Annotated in this window: 11 protein-coding genes; 7 read left to right on the top strand and 4 right to left on the bottom strand. The window is 69.5% G+C overall.

Going from position 1 to position 19,230, the window contains the following annotated elements; all coding sequences use genetic code 11:
• The 3 genes from M8C13_RS39875 to M8C13_RS39865 all read left to right on the top strand — a co-directional run.
• Nucleotides 1–2,613: type I polyketide synthase (locus tag M8C13_RS39875; protein ID WP_252486013.1), on the top strand; the 2,613-nt coding region annotated here is incomplete at its 5' end.
• Between the two features lie 18 nt (nt 2,614–2,631).
• On the top strand, nt 2,632–3,816 hold the full coding sequence (locus M8C13_RS39870) for a cytochrome P450 (protein WP_252486012.1): 1,185 nt from the start codon (nt 2,632–2,634) through the stop codon (nt 3,814–3,816).
• Between the two features lie 47 nt (nt 3,817–3,863).
• Nucleotides 3,864–4,340, top strand: a complete 477-nt coding sequence (locus tag M8C13_RS39865; RefSeq protein WP_252486011.1) for a hypothetical protein — start codon at nt 3,864–3,866, stop codon at nt 4,338–4,340.
• 74 nt (nt 4,341–4,414) lie between these two features.
• On the opposite strand, the gene M8C13_RS39860 is transcribed toward M8C13_RS39865, so the two are convergent.
• From M8C13_RS39860 to M8C13_RS39845, 4 genes are all read right to left on the bottom strand, one after another.
• On the bottom strand, nt 4,415–5,185 hold the full coding sequence (locus M8C13_RS39860; RefSeq protein WP_252486010.1) for an AfsR/SARP family transcriptional regulator: 771 nt from the start codon (nt 5,183–5,185) through the stop codon (nt 4,415–4,417).
• An 815-nt stretch (nt 5,186–6,000) separates the two neighbouring features.
• Nucleotides 6,001–6,150: a hypothetical protein gene (locus M8C13_RS39855; protein WP_252486009.1), complete on the bottom strand. Its 150-nt coding sequence runs from the start codon at nt 6,148–6,150 to the stop codon at nt 6,001–6,003.
• 209 nt (nt 6,151–6,359) lie between these two features.
• Nucleotides 6,360–9,020, bottom strand: coding sequence for a glycoside hydrolase family 78 protein (locus M8C13_RS39850; RefSeq protein ID WP_252486008.1), 2,661 nt, complete (start codon nt 9,018–9,020; stop codon nt 6,360–6,362).
• 156 nt (nt 9,021–9,176) lie between these two features.
• Nucleotides 9,177–11,711, bottom strand: a complete 2,535-nt coding sequence (locus M8C13_RS39845; RefSeq protein WP_252486007.1) for a sugar-binding domain-containing protein — start codon at nt 11,709–11,711, stop codon at nt 9,177–9,179.
• A gap of 608 nt (nt 11,712–12,319) precedes the next feature.
• On the opposite strand from M8C13_RS39845, the gene M8C13_RS39840 reads away from it, so the two are divergent.
• The 4 genes from M8C13_RS39840 (at nt 12,320) to M8C13_RS45680 (ending at nt 19,205) form a co-directional block, all read left to right on the top strand.
• Nucleotides 12,320–13,564: a ricin-type beta-trefoil lectin domain protein gene (locus M8C13_RS39840; RefSeq protein WP_252486006.1), complete on the top strand. Its 1,245-nt coding sequence runs from the start codon at nt 12,320–12,322 to the stop codon at nt 13,562–13,564.
• 47 nt (nt 13,565–13,611) lie between these two features.
• Nucleotides 13,612–14,988: an alpha-L-fucosidase gene (locus M8C13_RS39835; RefSeq protein ID WP_252486005.1), complete on the top strand. Its 1,377-nt coding sequence runs from the start codon at nt 13,612–13,614 to the stop codon at nt 14,986–14,988.
• A 99-nt stretch (nt 14,989–15,087) separates the two neighbouring features.
• The gene (locus M8C13_RS39830) at nt 15,088–17,763 is read left to right on the top strand and encodes a family 78 glycoside hydrolase catalytic domain (RefSeq protein ID WP_252486004.1); all 2,676 of its coding nucleotides are present in this window, start codon (nt 15,088–15,090) and stop codon (nt 17,761–17,763) included.
• 71 nt (nt 17,764–17,834) lie between these two features.
• Nucleotides 17,835–19,205, top strand: a complete 1,371-nt coding sequence (locus tag M8C13_RS45680; RefSeq protein WP_252486003.1) for an SGNH/GDSL hydrolase family protein — start codon at nt 17,835–17,837, stop codon at nt 19,203–19,205.
• Nucleotides 19,206–19,230 lie beyond the last annotated feature (25 nt).

Below are 19,230 nucleotides of genomic sequence, written 5' to 3'. Positions count from 1 at the left end.
GCACCGATCCACCTGCCCACCTACCCCTTCCAGCGTGAACGCTTCTGGCTGGAGGCCGCCCCGGCGACCGTGCACCCGCTCGCCGGTGACCCGGTGCTGCTGGCCGATGGTTCCGGGCTGGTGCTCTCCGCCCGGCTGCACCGGGGCAGCGCGGACTGGCTGGCACAGCACGTCATCGACGGCGAGGCCATCCTGCCCGGCGCGGCGATCCTGGAGCTGGCGCTGCACGCGGGCCGGCAGCTGGACTGCGCCCAGGTCGAGGAGCTGGTGCTGCGCAGCCCGCTGGTCATCCCGGGCACCGGCGCGGTGGAGACGCAGTTCGTGGTGCACGAGCCGGACGAGTCCGGGCGGCGGCGCTGCACGCTGTACGCCCGCTCCGCCCCCGAGCAGCCCTGGACTGCGCACGCCACCGGTGTGCTGCGCCCGGCAGGCGCCGTGGCGCCGTCCCCGGACTGGCCGGCCGACGCGGAACCGGTGGACGTGTCCGGACTGTACGACCGGCTGGCCGGACTGGGTTACGGCTACGGTGAGACCTTCCGCGGCCTGCGCGCGATGTGGCGCTCTGGCGGCGATCTGCTCGCCGAGGTGGAACTGCCGCCGGGCGCTGAGATCGGGCCGCACGCGCTGCACCCGGCCCTGCTGGACGCGGCCCTGCACCCGCTGACCGTGGACCTGGTGGCAGGGGACCTGTTGCTGCCCTTCGCCTGGCACGGCGTCACTCTCGGCGCGGCCGGGGCCCGCGCGGTGCGGGTGCGGCTGTCCCGGACCGGGGCGGACTCGGTCGCGATCACCGCCACCGATCCGGCCGGGAACCTGGTGCTGCGGGTGGGCACCCTGACCACCCGCCGGATGCGGCGGCGTGGCGACGGGGAGCGACGGGTGCCGGGGCTGCTGCACGCGGTCGACTGGGCGCCGGTCCCTGCGGTGGCACCGACCCTGGTGTCGGTGCTCGGCGCTGCGGAGGATGTCGTGGCCAGGCTGCGCGCGGACGGGATCCCGGTGGCCGAACACCTGGACCTGGACGCCCTGAACTGGACCGGCGAACCCGTGCTGCTGCCGTGGACCCCCGGCGACAGCCTGGAAACCGCGGTGAACGAGCTGCTGGCGGTGCTGCGCCGCTGGACCGCTGAACCGCGCTGGGACGGGGCCACGCTCACCGTGCTGGCCACCGGCGGCGCGGAGGTGGCCCGCGCGGTGGTCCGCTCGGCGCTGCTGGAGCACCCCGGGCGGTTCGCGGTGCTGGAGTGGGACGGCTCCCCGGGCCTGGCCGCCGCGCTCGGGTCCGAAGTGGACACTCGCGTGCGCGGCGGGGTCGTGCAGGCCCCGCGGCTGGTGCGGTTGCCCGAGGAACTGCCCGAGGTGGTCTGGCCGGGCGGTGCGCTGGTGATCACCGGCGGCACCGGCGGGATGGGCCGGGTGGCCGCGCGGCACGCCGTGCACGCCTGGGGCGTGCGGGAGCTGGTGCTGCTCGGGCGGCGGGGGCCGGCCGCGCCCGGAGCCGCCGAGCTGGTCGCCGAGCTGACCGAGGCCGGGGCCTCGGTGCTGGTCAAGGCCTGTGACGTGGCGGTGCGCGCCGAGCTGGCCGCGGCCCTGGACGGGGTGGCGGTGCGGGGCGTGATCCACACCGCCGGGGTGCTGGCGGACGCCCTGCTGGCCGATCAGACCCCGGAGCGGGTGGCCGCGGTGTTCGCGCCCAAGGTCGCCGCCGCCTGGCACCTGCACGAGCTGGCCCCCGAGGCGGAGCTGTTCGTGCTGTTCTCCTCCCTGGCCGCGGTCCTCGGTGGCGCGGGCCAGGTCAACTACGCCGCCGCCAACGGCGCGCTGACCGAACTGGTGCGGTTGCGCCGGTCCCAGGGACGCCAGGGGGTCGCGCTGGCCTGGGGGCTGTGGGGCGAGGGCGGCATGGGCGCGGGACTGGCCGAGGCCGACCGGACCCGGCTCGCCGCCCGCGGCATCGAACTGTTGTCCACTGTGGACATCCAGCAGGCACTGGACCGGGCGGTGGGCACGGACCGGGCCGAGCTGGTCCCGGCCAGGTTCGCGCTGCGGCAGCTCGACGTGGTGCCGCCGATCCTCCGGTCGCTGGCACCCCGGCCGACGCAACCGGCGGCCGTGGCGAGTGCGCAGAACCGGCTGGACCGGCTGGCCGGGCTGCCCGCGGCGGAGCAGCGGGCCGAGGTGCTCGCGCTGGTGTGCCGCCGGATCGCCGCGGCGCTGGCCTACCCGGCAGGCCGGGAGGTCGAGGTGGAGCAGGAACTGGGCAAGCTCGGTTTCGACTCGCTCACCGCGGTGGAACTGCGCAACGCGCTGGCCGCGGAGACCGGGCTGGCCCTGCCGGTCACCCTGGTCTTCGACCACCCGACCCCGGCCGCGCTGGCCGCGCACCTGCACGCCCGGCTGGTGCCTGCGGCCGATCCCGGCGCGGCGCTGGAGCAGGCGCTGGCCGCGCTGGAAACGGCGCTGGCCGCCGAGGGCCTCACCGCCGCGCAGCGGGAACAGGCGCGCAGGCGGCTGCTCGGGCCGCACCCCCAGGACGAGACGTCACCGGCGGTCGTGGACACCGCCTCCGACGACGAACTCTTCGATTTCATCGACAACCAGCTCGGCGCCTGAGCCCGGAAGGACCGCACCATGACCACCCAGAACTTCCAGTTCACCCCGTTCGAGGGGCTGACCGTCGACCCGCGCTACGCCGAGCTGCGCGAGCGCTGCCCGGTGGCCAGGATGACCCCGCCCTACGGCGAGGACGCCTGGCTGCTGACCCGGCACGAGGACATCCGCGCGGCGCTGAGCGATCCGCGGTTCAGCCGGGTCGTGCCGGAAGGTCACGACGAGGCCAGGGTCGCGCCGATCCCGCTGGGCTCCAGCTTCGTCAACCTGGACGGCGCCGAGCACGCCCGGCTGCGCAAGCTGGTGGCCGCGCCGTTCAGCAGCCGCAACATCGCCCGGATGCGGCCGATCGCCCGCGGCTTCGCCGAGGAGCTGCTGGATGAGATGGCCGCGGGCGGCGGGCCCGCCGACCTGATCGGCGAGTTCACCGTGCCGTACGCGGGCAAGGTGATCTGCGAGCTGCTCGGCGTGCCGTATGAGGACCGGATCAGCTTCCACCGGTGGATCCAGGCCTTCTTCCACCGCGCCGACTCGCCGGAGGAGGTGCCGGTGCTGCTGGGTCAGCTCAACGACTACCTCGCCGGGCTGGTGCGCTCCCGTCGCGGCCAGGAGGCGGGCAACGACCTGGTCACCGCGATGCTGCAGGCCGCCGACCGGGCGGGCAGCTACACCGAGGAGGAACTGGTCGGCCTGATCTACCTGCTGCTCATCGGCGGCTACGAGACCCCGGGCTCGCAGCTGGGCTCGGCCACCTTCCTGCTGCTGCAGTCACCGGAGCAGCTGCGGCTGCTGCGCGAGCGTCCCGAGTTGATGCCCGCCGCGGTGGAGGAGCTGCTGCGGTTCGTGCCGCTGATCGCGCACGCCGGCTTCGCCCGCTACGCCACCGAGGACGTGAGCCTGCACGACACCACCATCCGCGCCGGGGACGCCATCCTGCCCGGCTTCGCCGCCGCCAACCGCGACCCCGCGGTCTTCGACAACCCGGAGGTCCTGGACATCACCCGCACACACAACCCGCACCTGTCCTTCGGGCACGGCACCCACTTCTGCACCGGCGCCGCGCTGGCCCGGATGGAGATGCAGGAAGCGCTTTCGGCGCTGCTGACCCGATTCCCGGACCTGCGGATCGCGGGCGACCCCTCGGCGCTGCCCTGGGTGCCCGGCACGCAGATCCGCAGCCTGGAAGCGCTGCCCGTCCAGTGGTGACCCGCCGGGACGAGCGCACAACGTTGACAACAGAGGAGAGGAACACGATGTCGATCGCCGACCCCGTGCCCGGCTTCGCCGGCGCAGTGTCCACCGTGATCACCCCGGCCGAGACCGAGTCCCTGGTGCTGCTGGACCTCACCGAGGACGTCGACCTGCGCTACCACGCGGTCAACCCGCCCGGCCCCGGCCTCGGCGACCACAACACCTACGACAGCGTGGTCACCGACGCCGAGGGCACCGCGGTGTGCACCATCGCCGGCGCGGGCTGGAAGGTGCTGGAGCGCAGCAGCGACGGGCACCTGATGGCCTACTACCAGGAGACGATCACCTTCCCCGATGGCGGCGAGGTGCGCACCAGCGGCTGGATCGACGTGCAGGCCATCCTGGAGGGGCGCTGGCAGTCGCTGTACGCGGTGGGCACCCGCGGCTCGCTGATGGGCCTGGTCGGCACCCGCGAGCTGCGCGGTGAGATCCCGCGCAAGCGGTTCCGGGCCAACCTGCGGCTGAGCCGCCAGGGCTGAGCGCCGCGCGGCTCCGGCCGACCGGGTCCTGCCCCGGCCGGCCGGAGCCGCGCACCACGGTTCCGCTCAGCGGATCAGCCCGTGCAGAAGCTGGACACCCGTTCGTCGGCGGTGAGGATCGCGCGGTGCAGGTCGCTCAGCGCCCGGCACGGCTCCAGCCCCAGCTCGCGGCGCAGCACCGCGCGCGCGTTCTGGTAGACCTGCAACGCCTCGGCCCGCCGGTCGCACCGGTACAGGGTCAGCATCAGCAGCCGGCAGAAACCCTCGTGCAGCGGGTCCTCCCGCACCAGGCTGTGCAGGTGGCTGACCAGTTCCCGGTGCCAGCCCAGCGCCAGCTTGGACTCGACGAGCAGCTCCAGGCACTCCAGCCGCACCTCCTCCAGCCAGGACAGGAAGGAGGTGATGATGCTGCCGCCGTTGATCTCGTTCAGCGCGGGTTCGCGGAGCATCGCGAGCGCGGTGTGGAACACCGCCACCGCCTCCTCGTGCCTGCCGCCGCGCACCAGCTCCCGGCCGCGCGCCACCTCGGCCTGGAAGACGTCCAGGTCGAGCTCGCCCGGACCGACCCGGATGAGGTAGCCGGGGGAGCAGGTGAGGATGCGGTTGTCCAGCCCGCAGGACTCGGCCAGGTACTTCCGCAGCTGGGAGACGTGCACGTGCAGCGCGGCGGTGGCCGTGCGCGGCGGCACCTGCCCCCACACCTCGGTGACCAACTTCTCCACCGAGACCACCTGGTTCGCGCGGAGGAGCAAGGTGGCGAGTACCACCTCCCGTTTGGGTGCGGTCAGGAACTGAGGCCCGGCCTGACTTGCCACCCGCAGTCGGCCGAGAATTTCGAACCTCATCGAGTCCCTTTCAAGAATTCGATCAAGGCCAGTCCGCCCGGAGGCCTCGGAAAGTCCGATGATCTGGTGAAATCCCCAGTCAGGTCCTACTAAGTGCGGTTCAGAGTCATTTCTGTTGTTGCCCCAACAATACACCCGACTGGGTCTAATGAAAACCTTTGCCGTGTGGCAGGGGGGGCTCGTACGCCGTTTCTTGCGATCCCTTGCTCTGCGTTATTGGCAACGGACGCACGGTGGTGGGCCAGTGCGTCAAAGTGGCGGATATCCGACAATCCGCCGGAGGCTGACGCGCAGCCGGGTATCGACTGCTTGTGGTCGCTGTCGCGGTTCTTGTTCGGGGCGTCTCAAACGCCCTGAGCAGCGGAAAACGTGCTCTGCCCGGGTGGCCGGGGTTAGCCGGAATTGGGCGGTTTTGTGGGATTTTCCGGGCCGGCAGTGCAGTGGAATGGCTGGTTCACTATATTTGACGGCCGGTCGCGGCCCGGCGGCACGCGAAGATTCCACGCCGGGATGGGCACGGCGTGGTAGCAGGCAGTGGAATGCGGCCGGGTTCACCGGCCCTGCGGCCGGATCGAGCCAGGCGGATTCCCGGTCTTCGGTTGTGCGCTCCTTCGCGTTCGGCACGGATCGGGCTACAAGCATCAACCTCCCACGACGGAAGCATTGTTAACACTGCGAAACGACTACGAGAACAGACCGATCGGTCTGCTCCGTGCTGACAGCTTCCTGGTGGCAGGCTGTTCGGTCAAGAGGTCACGAAGGATCGTCAACTGTGGATAGCCACGTTGACGTGCGCGCGGTGAGTTCGCCCGCGCTCACACGATGGGTGCGGCCAGCGCGGGTTCGTCCACGGTGAGGTTCTCCGGCAGCCGTTGCGCCGCGTGCAGGGGCACGAGCTCGGACTTGCCGCACCATGGCGGCGGCGCCGGGTTGCTCTCGCCCGGTGACGCCGTCTTTCCCTGCACGCTCCGGCCTGGGACGTACCCACCGAGGATCTGGTCGACCAGCGCCTAATCGTCCATTCCGGACACTTCCTGGGGACATTGCTGGACTGCCTGCGTGGACGAGCTGTTCGTGGCGGTGTTCTACCGCGACCGTTGCCTTGACCACGCAGCCGGCCATCGGCAGATGCGGGCGCGTGCCGTGGGCGCGGCCCACGGCACGCTCGCCGGCCTCAGGTCGCTGGTACGGCAGTCACCGCCGCCGCGCTATCGCCTCCGGTGAAGCTCCACTTCCCGTGTGGCACGGACACGACCTTGAAGCCGGCCTTGGCCGGCACGTGCACCTCCGCCGTCGAACCGACCGGCACCTCGACGGTCAGCCTCAGCACGCCGTCGACCTTCTCCCACGCCACGGAGATGGGTCCCCGCACGCTCATGAACTCCAGCCGCGCCCACGACACCCTGGTGGCGTCCGGTCGCACGGTGAACGTCCGGTAGCCCGCGTCCCCCGGCCGCAACCCGGCGACATGCTCGTACAGCCATTGCACGACGGTGCCTTTGAAGTAGTGGTTACGCGAACGGGTGCCGGTGTCCCACTTCTCCCACATGGTGTCGGCGCCGTTGTTGAACCAGTGCCCCCAGCTGGGGTAGGTCCGCTCGGTCGCCACCGCGTGCGCGACGTCGGCGTGCCCGTTGTCGGTCAACGCTTTCAGCAACACACTGGCGCCGAGACAGCCGACGTTGACGTGGTTGCCGTTCGACCTGACCTCGGCGGCGAGCCGGTCTGCCACTGCCCGCACCGAGCCGGAAGGCACCATTCCGAACGCGAGCGGGACCGCGTTGGACGTCTGCCGGTAGCCGGGATCCTTTGCCGTGCGGTAGTAGCCGCCGCGGTCGAGGAACGTCCGGTTGAAGGCCGAGAGCAGGCTCGCGGCGACCTGGCGGTAGCGCGGAACCGGTTTGCCGATCACCTCTCCGAGCTCGGCGGCGTGCACGAGCGCGCGGTACAGGTACGCGGTCGCGGTGAGGCGGGTGTCCTCCGGCGGTAGACCATCCGAGCCGGGTGGCACCCAGTCGCCGAGCTCGGTGACCGCGAGCCCGTCGCGCAGCCTGCCGATCTCCCAGTCCAGGTAGCGGGTGAGCACCGGCCAGTGCTGTGCCGCCAGCCGGTCGTCGCCGTAGACCCGGTACATCTCGCGCAGCAGGAACGGATAGACCGTCGTCCACTCCGGGGCTGGTGCGAGCTCACGGTAGCCCCAGCCACCGCTCGGCACGATCACCGGCAGCTGTCCCACCGAGTTCTGGCTGTCCGCCAGGTCGTCCACCCACTTGGTGAAGAACTTCGCCATGCCGAACTCGGCGAGCATCGACGGCGCGCCGACCTGCACGTCGCCGGTCCAGCCGTTCTTCTCATAGGTCGGCGTGTCGGTGGGGATGCCGTGCAGGTTGTTCAGCACCGTGCGGCGCATCGCGGCGTCGTAGCGCTCGAACAGCGGCTCCGAGCACCGGAACGTGCTCACCGACGGAACGTCCGAGTGCACCACCCGGCCCTGCAACCGCGGCGCCGCGGCGAGACCCGTCACCTCGACGTAACGGAAACCCTTGTACGAGAACCTCGGTTCCCACGTCTCCTCGCCGCCGCCCGCGCAGACGTACTCGTCGACCTGGTCGCGGTTGCCCGCCACGTGGCCGTTGACCATGCGTACGGTGCCGTCGGAGTTCAGCGTCTCGCCGTGCTTGAGCCGCACGACGGTGCCCGCGGACGCCCGGACGGACAGCCGCGTCCAACCGGACATCGTGCGCCCCATGTCGGCCACGAACACGCCCGGCCTCGGCCGGGTGATCGTGACCGGGATGACCGACTCGATCACGCGGATCGGTTCGTGCTCCTGGGCTTTCAGCGTGCCCCTGGGAGCGGGCCGGATGGGCGTGCGCTGCCATGCGCTGTCGTCGAAGCCCGGTTTCGTCCAGTCCCTCGGCGCGCGCCGGGCGTCGTAGGTCTCGCCGAGGTAGAGGCAGTTCACCAGCGTCGGTCCGGAGGTCATGCGCCACGACTCGTCGGAGGCGATGGTGGTGCGGGTGCCATCCGGGTGGTCGATCTCGAGCTGTGCCAGCAGCTTCGGCTCGTCGTGCCACGACGGGCGCTCCCACTGCCACGTGTTCGGCGTCTTCATCCCGTAGAAGCCGCGGCCCAGGGTCACCCCGATGGCGTTGCGGCCGGTGCGAACCTGCCCGGTCACGTCGTGCACCGCGTACAGGACGGTGATGTCGTAGTCGGTGAAGCCGGGATCGAGCACCCGATCGCCGACACGGCTGCCGTTGATCTCGGTCTCGTGGTAGGCGAGGCCGCTCACGTACAGCCGGGCGCGCGAGACGGGCTTGCTGAGCGTGAACTCCTTGCGCAGCAACGGCGCGGGCTGCTCTCTGGTGGCGGCTTGCGCGCCGATCCAGCGCGCCTGCCATCGGGTGCCGAGCAGCGCCGTCTCCCACCAGCTGTTCGTGCTCCACTCGGACGGCCGGTTGTCGCCGTCCCACACCCTGACTCGCCAGTGGTAACGCGTGCGCGGCCGCAACTCCCCACCGCCGTAGGGAATTCCTGTTGTGCGGTCTGACTCCACCCGGCCGGACTGCCACACGTCCGAGCCCCCGGAGACCGTGCCGACCTGGATCTCGTAGGCGCTCTGCCGAGCTCCGGTGCCGTCCGCGGCAAGCACCCAGGCGAGCCGCGGTGCCGTGACATCGGTGCCCAGCAACGTTTCCGCGTACTCCACGGTGGTGCGCACGACGCGCAACCCGCTCGCCTGCGAGGCTGGCTCGGCCCGCGCCAAGCCGATGGGCAACACCGTCGCCGACAGCCCGGCCGCTGATGTTTTCAGGAACTGCCGTCTGCGCACGCGCTCCACCTTCTTCGCTGGATGAAACGTTTGAATTTTGAGAGGCGAAACCAGCGCGGAACGGCGGACGACGCGCGATTCCGGCCGCACCACCGTCACCATTCGCGGCAACGGGAACCGCGACGTCACGAGCAGGAAGGACAGACCCCGCCGTTCCTACCGCGCTCCTCTGGCCGGCGGCAGGGTGGTCAGGCCGCCGGTGGTGGTGAACGGAATCGAGTCGATGCCGGCGGTGGCGGCGGTCAGGCCGCTCGCGGTGGCGCGCAGGATGAGCGTGCCCGCGGTCCGCGAAGCGCGGACGAAGACCCGGTTGACGCCCGCCTCGGTGTCCACAGAGGACTTGTGGACGCTTCCAGGCTTGCCGGGGTTGAAGCCACCGAGGAAACGGCCGGGTCCGGCCAGCGTGAAGTCGACGCGGGCCTGATGGGTCGGCATCCGGCGGCCCTGCGCGTCGACCGCCTCGACCTCGAAGAACGCGATGTCGCTGCCATCCGCGCGCAGTCCGCCGGGGGCCGTGTACGGGGTCAGCCGGAGCGCGGTGGCGGCTCCGGTGGTCGTCTTCTCGGTGCGGACGACCTCTCGGCCGCCCGCGTCGTACCCGATCGCGGTGATCGTGCCGGGCTGCCAGCGGACGGCGGAGAACGAGTACAGGAAGTCGTTCGTGGCCGAGGTGTCGTTGCCCACCTCGGCGCCGTTCACCAGCAACCGCACCCGCCGGACGTGGGCGGAGGCCATGACGTACATGGTCTTGGTCGTGTTCGCCGGATAGGTCCAGTGCCCGATGATGTGGATGTCCGGGGTGTCGCTCTGCATGACCCGGTAGGTGTGCGCCGACTCCTTGGGAATGCGCACCGCGTCCACCCGGCCGGACAGGCGGCAGCACTCCCAGTTGTACTGGCGGCCGTGCTGGTTGGAGTCCGCCCAGATCAGGGCGGCGGCGCCGGCGTAGCGGCGCGGTCCAGGGCCCTGGATGCGCTGTCCCCAGAACTCGTGGCGGGTGGCGGCGGCGTGCGGGCCGGCGAAGTCTTCGGAGGTGTGGTGGTACGTGACGTCCGGCCCGGTCTGGTAGCCGAAGTCCGGCGGTGAGTACTTGTCCCAGACCCGCCTCGGCGCCTCGTCCCGGGTGTACTCGCACTCGATGATCGGTTTGCGGTCACGGGAGTAGTCCGAGTAGTGCCGGTTGAGCATCGTGCCGACGTACTCGGCGGCATCCACCGCGGCCCTGCCTCCGTACGCGGGGTTGTCGGAGATCGCCCGGCAGCCCATCACCCGTCCGCCGTGCGGGTCCCAGGTCTTGCGCAGGTTGGTCATCTGGGTCATGTGGGCAGCGGTGATCCAGTTGTTGCCGGCCTCCCAGAACAGGATGCTCGGGTTGTTGCGGAAGTAGATGATCACGTCCCGCATGAGCTCGACCCGCTGGTCCCACTGCCGGCCGGTCTTGTCGGCCTCCTTGTCCCCGGCCGGCTGAATCGAGACGATGCCGCAGCTGTCGGTCATCCGGATGTTGGCCGGGGTGGCGGCGATGTGCATCCAGCGGATCAGGTTTGCCTTGCTGTCCCGGATCAGCTTCCCGTCCAGATCGGTCATCCAGTCGGGCACCGCGCCGCCGATGACGGCCCACTCGTTGGTGGCGCGGATCGCGTACCCGGTGAGGAAGACGTGCTTGTCGTTGAGGTAGACGCCGCCACTGGTCGCGCCGCCGCGGAACTCCGTCTTGCGGAACCCGGTGATGACCGGGAACGAGTCCTGTGCCACACCGCCTTCGGAGAGCACCAGCTCCACGGTGTAGAGGTGGGGCCGACCCGGTTCCCAGAAGACGAGCCCACTGATCTGCTGGGAGAGCTTGACCACCTGGGTCGCGCCGGCGGCCAGGCTCACCGGCGAACCGGTGATGGTCGCGTGCACCGTGCCGTCCGGCCTGATGACGTTCGCGGCGACGGTGATGGTGCGCGCGGCCGGCTGTTCGTTGCGGACCTGGGCCTCGACGGTGACGGTCGCGGTTCCCGCCGAGACGTTGATCGCGCTCGCGTAGACGTAGGAGCCGGTCGTGCGCAGGTTTGTGTAGAGCGGCAGCGTGAAGTACGTCTTCGGCACCACGTACATCCGCACGTTGCGGGTGAGCCCGCCGTAGGTGGGGTTGAAGTCGCGGCTGTCCCACTGGAACGGCGTGCCGGTGGCTTCCTCCGGCCGCCACTTGGTGTTGTCGGCCTTCACCGCGATCAGGTTCTCCGCGCCGAAGCGCACCTGATCGGTGATGTCGAAGCCGAACGGCGCCACGCCGTTCTCGTAGAGCCCGGCCTTGGTGCCGTTGACGTAGACCGTGGCCGCCTGCCGGACCCCCTCGAACTCCAGCAGCACCTTCTGCCCGGCGTGTTCGGCGGGCAGCGTGAACCGCTTGCGGTACCACACCGGCTGCATCGCGACAGCCGACTCACCGGAGCTGCCGATGTGGTTGTCGAAGGAGTCCACGTCGTTGAACGTGTGCGGGACACTCACGGTGGCCCACGCCGAGTCGTTGAACGACGGCACGTGCGCGTCTGCGATGTCCTGCTTGATGAACCGCCAGTCCGGGTTCATGTTGTAGACCACCCGCCTGCTGGCTGTCGCCGCGTGCGCCGCCGTCAGCCTGGCGGGAACCGCCATACCGAGCACGAGCGCGCCCGCTCCGGTCAGCACGGTCCTTCTGGACAAGCCCGGAGTCTCGGGATCGGTCGCCTGGCTCATTGCGCGCGCCACCTCTCGGTCGGGTCCAATCAGTTTTCGGCACAACTGAGAACGCTGTCAAGAAAGCGCTTTCCGAGCGTTGATCGTTTGTCGGAATACCGGCGGTGACCCGGTTTCGTCGATTCGACTGCGCATTCGACGAAAGTTTCGGCAGTCGACGCGTAAACCGGTCGGTGGCCGGCGTGCCGGGTTGTGCACGTTCACGGAGTTGGGCCTACCTGCCTCTTGAAACCGGCGTAAGAATACGCTTTCATCGGAGGTGTTCGCCGCGCGGAGCGGCTGTGTACGTTCACGGCGGCGGGATCGTCCCTACTTCGGTCACAGGAGATCGGATGACCACGGATGGCGTGCCGGGCCCGCCACCGCGGTGAACTCGCGCACCGCCAGGTGGGTGACTCCGACACCCGGTGACAATCCAGGACTCAAGCCTGGAAAACGTTCTCCAGCGTCCAGCTGACCTTTCTCGGTAAACGTTGCCTACGAAGAGGTAGTGCTTCATGACCCAAATCCCGGCGTCCCCTGCGAATACGCCCATCCGGCAAGCCACCGGCTCCTCTCGCGGCATGGTGCGAAGAGTGGCTGTCGCGTGCACGGCCGCGCTCGGCTTCCTGGCCTCCATCGTGGTCCCAGGATCGGCGGCCGCCGCCGACAACCCCTACCAGCGCGGGCCGAATCCCACCCAGGCAAGCGTCGCGGCGAACCGCGGCACCTTCGCCACCGCGGAGACGAGTGTGGGCGGTGGGAACGGCTTCGGTGGCGCGAAGATCTACTACCCGACGGACACCAGCCAGGGCACGTTCGGCGCGATCGCGGTCGTGCCCGGCTACACCGCCACCTGGGCGGCCGAAGGCGCCTGGATGGGCCACTGGCTGTCCTCGTTCGGGTTCGTCGTCATCGGGATCGACACCAACAGCCGCAACGACAACGACACCGCGCGCGGCACCCAGCTGCTGGCCGCGCTGGACTACCTGACCCAGCGCAGCTCGGTGCGCGCCAGGGTCGACCCGAACCGCCTGGCGGTGATGGGTCACTCGATGGGTGGCGGCGGCGCCATCTCGGCGGCCCTGCGCCGGCCGACGCTGAAGGCCGCGATCGGAAACGCGCCGTTCAGCCCCTCGCAGAACCTGAGCACCATGCGGGTCCCCACCGCGCTGCTGGCCGGCCAGCGGGACGGGACGGTCACCCCGTCGTTGGTCTCGGGCTACTACAACCAGATCCCGGCCTCGACGGAGAAGATGTACCTGGAGCTCACCGGCGCCGGGCACGGCTTCCCGACCTCGAACAACTCGGTGGCGACCCGCAAGTGGGTCCCGTGGATGAAGATCTTCCTCGACCAGGACACCCGGTACCAGCAGTTCCTGTGCCCGTTGCTGGACAACACCGGCATCTCGGCGTACCGCAGCACCTGCCCGCTCATCCCTGGTGACCCGGCGCCCGGTACCACCTTCAGCCTGGCGGGCTCCGCCTCCGGCAAGTGCGTGGACGTGCCGGGCGGGACCCAGACCAACGGCGCCGGGCTCATCATCTGGCCCTGCCGCGGCGTGACCAACCAGCGGTGGGCCCAGACGGCCGCGGGTGAGCTGCGGATCTATGACAACGCGAAGTGCATGGACGCCAACGCTTCCGGGCAGGGTGCCAGGGTGACGATCAACTCGTGCCATGGCGGCGCGAGTCAGAAGTGGACGGTCAACACCAACGGCACGGTCACCAACTCGGCGTCCGGACGCTGCCTCGAAGCCGTTGGCACCGCTGACGATGCGCCGGTCGTGGTGAACACCTGCAACGGCGGCTCCGGCCAGACCTGGGCCAAGCGAGCATGAAGCAGGCACTGCCCCGGCCACGCAGCTGACCCACGAGGGAGCGAAGCATGCCAATGCGTCTGAACCGCCGCCAGTTGATCAAAGCGGGCGCCGTGGGCGCGGCCGCCGTCGCCCTGCCGTTCGCCTTGCCCGCCTTGCCCGCGGCCGCCAAGTACCCCGTCCCGCCCAAGATGGACTGGTGGTACGCGGCCCGGTTCGGCATGTTCATCCACTTCGGGTCGTACTCCTACCGCGGCCTTGGCGAGTGGAACATGTACAACGAGAAGTGGTCGAAGGCCAACTGGCAGACCCAGGTCTCGGCCAGGTTCAACCCGGTCGGCTTCAACGCGGCCAGCATCGTCGGGTTGGCGAAGAGAGCCGGGATGAAGTACCTAGTGATCACCGCGAAGCACCACGAGGGGTTCGCGATGTGGGACTCCAAGGTGGCCGGCTGCACCGACACCACGGGCAGGCGGCTGTACACCCTGCCCGCCTACACCGGCTTCCAGCGTGACCTGCTCGCGGAGTTGAAAGCCGAATGCGACCGGCAGGGCATCGTCTTCTCGCTGTACTACTCGATCGTCGACTGGAGCCACCCGTCCCAGACCGCCCGCAGCACCGGCTTGACCACGATGGCGTCGATGACCGCGCGCGCCGGCTACATCCGGGACATGAAAGAACATTTGCGGGAGCTGGTGACCCGCTACGACCCGGCGCTGCTGTGGTTCGACGGAGACTGGTTCCCCGAGCGGAAACCCCAGACCCTGACCGACTGGTGGAACGCCGACGACGGCCGCGACCTGTACGACTACTGCGTCAGCCTCAAGCCCAGCCTTGTCATCAACGAGCGGGTCAAGCGCGACTCGGGGCTGGGGGACTACCTCTGCCCGGAGCAGACCGTTCCGGCAAGACCGCTGCCCCGGCCATGGGAGACCTGCCAGACGCTGAACGGCGCGTGGGGCTACGACTCCCGTAAGGAGAACCAGTACAAGTCGGTCCGGACCCTGGTGCGGGAACTGGTGCGGGTGGTCTCCCGGGACGGCAACTACCTGCTCAACATCGGCCCGCGCGGCGACGGTGTGGTGACCACCGGGTCGGTCAACGCGCTGACCGGCATGGGCGCCTGGATGAGCACTTACCGCGACAGCGTCTACGGCACCACCGGCAGTCCTTACCCGTCCGAGCCGTCCTGGGGTTACTACACCAAGAAGCCCGGCAAGCTGTTCGCCCACGTCTTCTCCTGGCCCACCAGTCGCCAGCTGGTGATCGGCTCGCTGACGAACGCCATCCGCCGGGTCTACCTGCTCGACAACCCCGGAAACTCGTTGCGCTACACCAGAACCAGCAGTGGCATCACCGTCTCCCTGCCCGCCTCGGCGCCCAATGCGGACGTGTCCGTGGTCGTGGTCGAGGTCGTCGGCGACCCCACTGCTCAGCGGCAGTGAAACGATGCCACGATTGGAGTGGGTCCAGTGAGATTTCCGCGTCTCACCAGCACGTCCGCGGCAACCGCACTACTCGTCGCCCTGGTCACCCTGACGGCGATGCCGTCGGCGGCGGCTCCACCTGCCGACCCCATATCGTCGCTCGTGTCACCGCTCGTGGCCGCCCGGGGCACCACCCAGGGGCTGAACGCCCCGCTGGCGATCGACAACCCCAGGCCTGAGTTCGCGTGGAGCGTGACCTCCAGCCGGTCTGGCGCTGCCGTCACGGCGGCCGAGGTCGAGGTGCGTGACGCGGAACGGACCGCCGAGCCGATCTGGACCCACCGTGCCGAGGCCAGTGGTGTCGCCGCCGTGACCTATGGCGGACCGTCGCTGGCGGCGAAGCACCGCTACACCTGGCGCGTGCGGGTCAGGGACGCCGCCGGTGAGTGGAGCAGTTGGAGCACGGACTTCCGGTTCGGCACCGGGATGCTGCGCGAGCAGGACTGGAACGGGGCGACCTGGATCTCCCAGCGAGACTGGGTGGCGGGTCGAGGAGAACCCGCACCTGGCGGCGTGCTGCTCGGCCTTCCCCTGCTGCGCACGAACTTCTCGGTCACCAAGCCGGTCGCCAACGCGACCCTCTACGTCTCGGGTCTGGGCGCGTACGCGGCGTCGGTCAATGGCAGACCGGCCGGCAACATCGTGCTCGGCTCCGGCATGAGCAAGTACGACAAGGTCAGCTTCTACGACGGCATCGACGTCACCTCCGCGGTCCAGGGAGGCCAGAACGCCGTCGGCATCGCGCTCGGCCAAGGAACACTCAACGGCCTGCACACCTGGGCCAAGCCCGAGAACCGCGGCGCCTGGGACGGCATCCTCCGGACAAAGGCACTGCTCCAGGTGAGCTACGCCGACGGCACAACGCAGTCCGTCCCCACCAGCACCAGCTGGGCCGCCACCCAGGGGCCATCCCTGCCCTTTCTCACCAGCACCACCAGACTGCCGGAAATGGAGGGCTACGACGCCCGGAAGGAGCAGCCCGGCTGGAACACTCCGTCATTCGACGCCGGCCGATGGGCGCCGGCCGTGGCCGTCAGCAACGGCACAGCCCGCCTGCAGGCGAGCCCGATGGAGCCCTCACGCGTCGTCAGCGAAATCAACCTCGGGAGCCCGGCCACGCCGGCCGCGGGGGTGTTCGTCTACAACGTCCGCCAGAACATCTCCGGCAACGCACGCATCACGCTCGACGTGCCGGCCGGCACCACGGTCAGAATCCGGTACGCGGAGTCGCTCAGCAACGGACGAGCAGTGGTCGCGGGCAAACGCCCGCAGGACGACACCTTCATCAGCAAGGGCTCAGGGCCGGCCACCTGGGCGGCGTCGTTCACCCACAAGGGCTTCCAGTACATCGAAGTCAGCGGCTTGCCCAGCGGCGCACCGGCACCCCGGGTCACGGCCCTGCGCATCCACAACGACATCCAGAGCGCAGGGACCTTCGACTCGTCCAACGACGTGCTGAACTTCGTCCACAAAGCCGGCCGGGAAACCGTCCTGAACAACTTCGTGCTCGCAGCGCCCACCGATGGGTCCTACCTCGAGAAGCTGCCCTGGCTCGGCGACGGCGCGCTCATGGCCGAGGCGGTGATGCGCAACTTCGACGCCAAGAACCTCTACATCAAGTGGTACCACGACATCGCCGACAGCGTACGCAGCAACGGCGACCTGCCAGCCGAGGCTCCCGTCCCGACCACGGGGGCCGATCTGTCCAGCGCCGCATGGGGCAACGCCTTCTCCGAACTGGCGACACTTCTCCTGCGCGAGCACGACGCCAAGCAGGTCGTCACCGCCCGTTACGGGCAACTCAAGACCTACGCCGAGTTCGTGTCGTCCCAAACCACCAACCCGGTCGAGCTCTGGGGCGACTGGGTGTGCCCCGGTGGAGACAGCGTGTGCAACACCGCAGCCGACAAGAAGCTGGCGGCGCGTGCCTACGTGATCCGCACACTCGACCAGTTCGCCGGCGTTGCCCAGCAGCTCGGCCGTACCGACGACGCCGCGACGTTCGCACGCCGCGCCGCCACCGCACGGACGGCTTTCAACAACGACTACTTCAGGTCAGGCACCTACCGGACCGCGAGCGGGGCCAGGTTCCTGCAGACCAACAACGTGCTCCCGGTGGCGTTCGGGATCACGCCCGCGGCGAACCGCCAGGCCGTGGTCAACGCCGTGGCCGCCGACGTCGCGGCCCGCGGCAACCACCTCGGCACTGGCGTGCTGGGCACCAAGTGGCTGTTCCGCGTGCTCACCCAGTACGGACACCTCGACACCGCCTACAAAGCCGCCACGCAACGCACCGCTCCCGGCTACGGCGCGTGGATGGCCGCCGGTGCCAACACCCTGTGGGAGCACTGGACGAACACTCGATCGAAGGGACACCCCTTCCTCGGCACAGCCGAGGACTGGATGCTCGCCGACGTCGCCGGACTCGCGCAAACCGGAAGCGCGTCAACCAAGGTTGTGGTGAAGCCGCACCTGCCGGCGAGTCTGCAACGAGCCGCCACCTCGTTGCAGACCAACGGCGGCACCGCCTCATCCAGCTGGAAGCTCGAGAACGGCCGGCTCACGCTCACCGTCGAGGTGCCGGTCAACCGGACCGGCACAATCCACGTGCCCGTCACAGGTAGCCAGAAGGTGATCGCGCCGCCCGAAGCCGTCCCGGCAGGCTCGGAAGGCAACTACCGGCTCTACACAGTCCCAAGTGGACGCTACGTCTTCACCACGGCAAACGCCTGACCGGAAACGTAGCCAGGCAGCACACCGTCACCCCGGCACCGCGCGCCGGGGTGACGGGCTGACAAGCCCCAGTGACGAACGAGACGGGCAGGGCAACCTCCATGCACGCCACCCAACGGCGAACCCGCCGATTCCTCCGGCCCACGGCCGTCGCCGCCATAGTGGCGGCAGCGGTCCTCGCCGCACCCACGGCACAGGCCGCGGCTGGCGTTCTCATCAACGAGACGTTCAGCGCCCAGACGACTCCGGCGAACTTCGGTTTTCCCACCGGTGCCGCGGTGAGCGACGGCGTTCTGAACGTCACCAAGGGGATGAGCGACTACACCACCTCGGTCAAGGCGTTTGATGGCGCCGTCGTGGGGGAGCGCACCCTCGACCTGACGTTCGACTGGAAGACGGCGGTCGCCGGCAGCGGGCAGAAGACGGGCATCGAACTGCGTGACAGCCAGGGAAATCTCGTGTTCGCGCTCGCCGGCACCACCGCCGAGCTCCGGTACGGCCTGACCGGCCCCGTGTCCGACTCGGCGTCCGCACCGGACTCGCTCAACCCGGCGTGGACCAGGATCGCCTACGACCGCGCCAAGTGGTACACGGTGAACCTGCACCTCGACTTCACGCTGCGGCGAGTGCAGTACCTGATCGCCACCAAGGAGACCGCGGCAACGGTCATGGCCTCCGGCACGGCGAGTGTCACCGGGACGAACCTCGCGAAGCTCGTCGCCGCCAACTACTACGGAACCGGCGTGCAGTCCATCGACAACTTCCGCCTCACCGTGCCGGCCACCGCCGCGAGCGGACGGCTGAAGGGCAAGACGATGTACGCCTTCGGCGACAGCATCGTCCACGGCCACACCTACGCACGCAGCTTCGTGAACCTCGCGGCCGAACGCGAACTCATGAACCTGACCAAGTACGCCGTGAACGGCGCGGCGATCGGCCCCGGCGGCAAGCAGATCCTCACACAGGTGCGGAACGCCACCGCGCAGGCACCCGACTACGTGGTGTTCAACGGCGGCACCAACGACGCCGAGCTCATCTACAACAACCGGTACCGGGTCGGCACGATGGCGGCGGGCTTTGACCCCGCCACGTTCGACAGGTCTACCTACGCGGGCTCGCTGGAGACCACGATCCAGGCCATGCGGACCAGGTGGCCGGCCGCGCGGATCGTCCACGTCGCCGTCCACAAGCTCGGCTCCCGCGACTGGAACACCCAGCTCGCGATCCGCTCGGTCACGCTGCGGATCTGCGCCAAGTGGGGAGTCGCGGTCGCAGACGTCTTCGGTAGCTCCACTTTGGACACACGCAATGACGGCCATCGGGTGGCGTACACGTTCAACGGCCTGGCCAACGGCTATCCCGGAACCGGTGGCACCGGCACACATCCGAACCTCGCCGGAATGGGCTTCTACGTCCCGGTGCTCACCGCCGCGCTGACCTGAGCCCACAAGGGGAACCGCCATCTGG

The sequence above is a fragment of the Crossiella sp. SN42 genome (genome assembly GCF_023897065.1).
GTDB lineage: Bacteria > Actinomycetota > Actinomycetes > Mycobacteriales > Pseudonocardiaceae > Crossiella.
The sequence above is the reverse complement of the archived record's forward strand: the minus strand, read 5'-3'. Positions and strand labels throughout refer to the sequence as shown.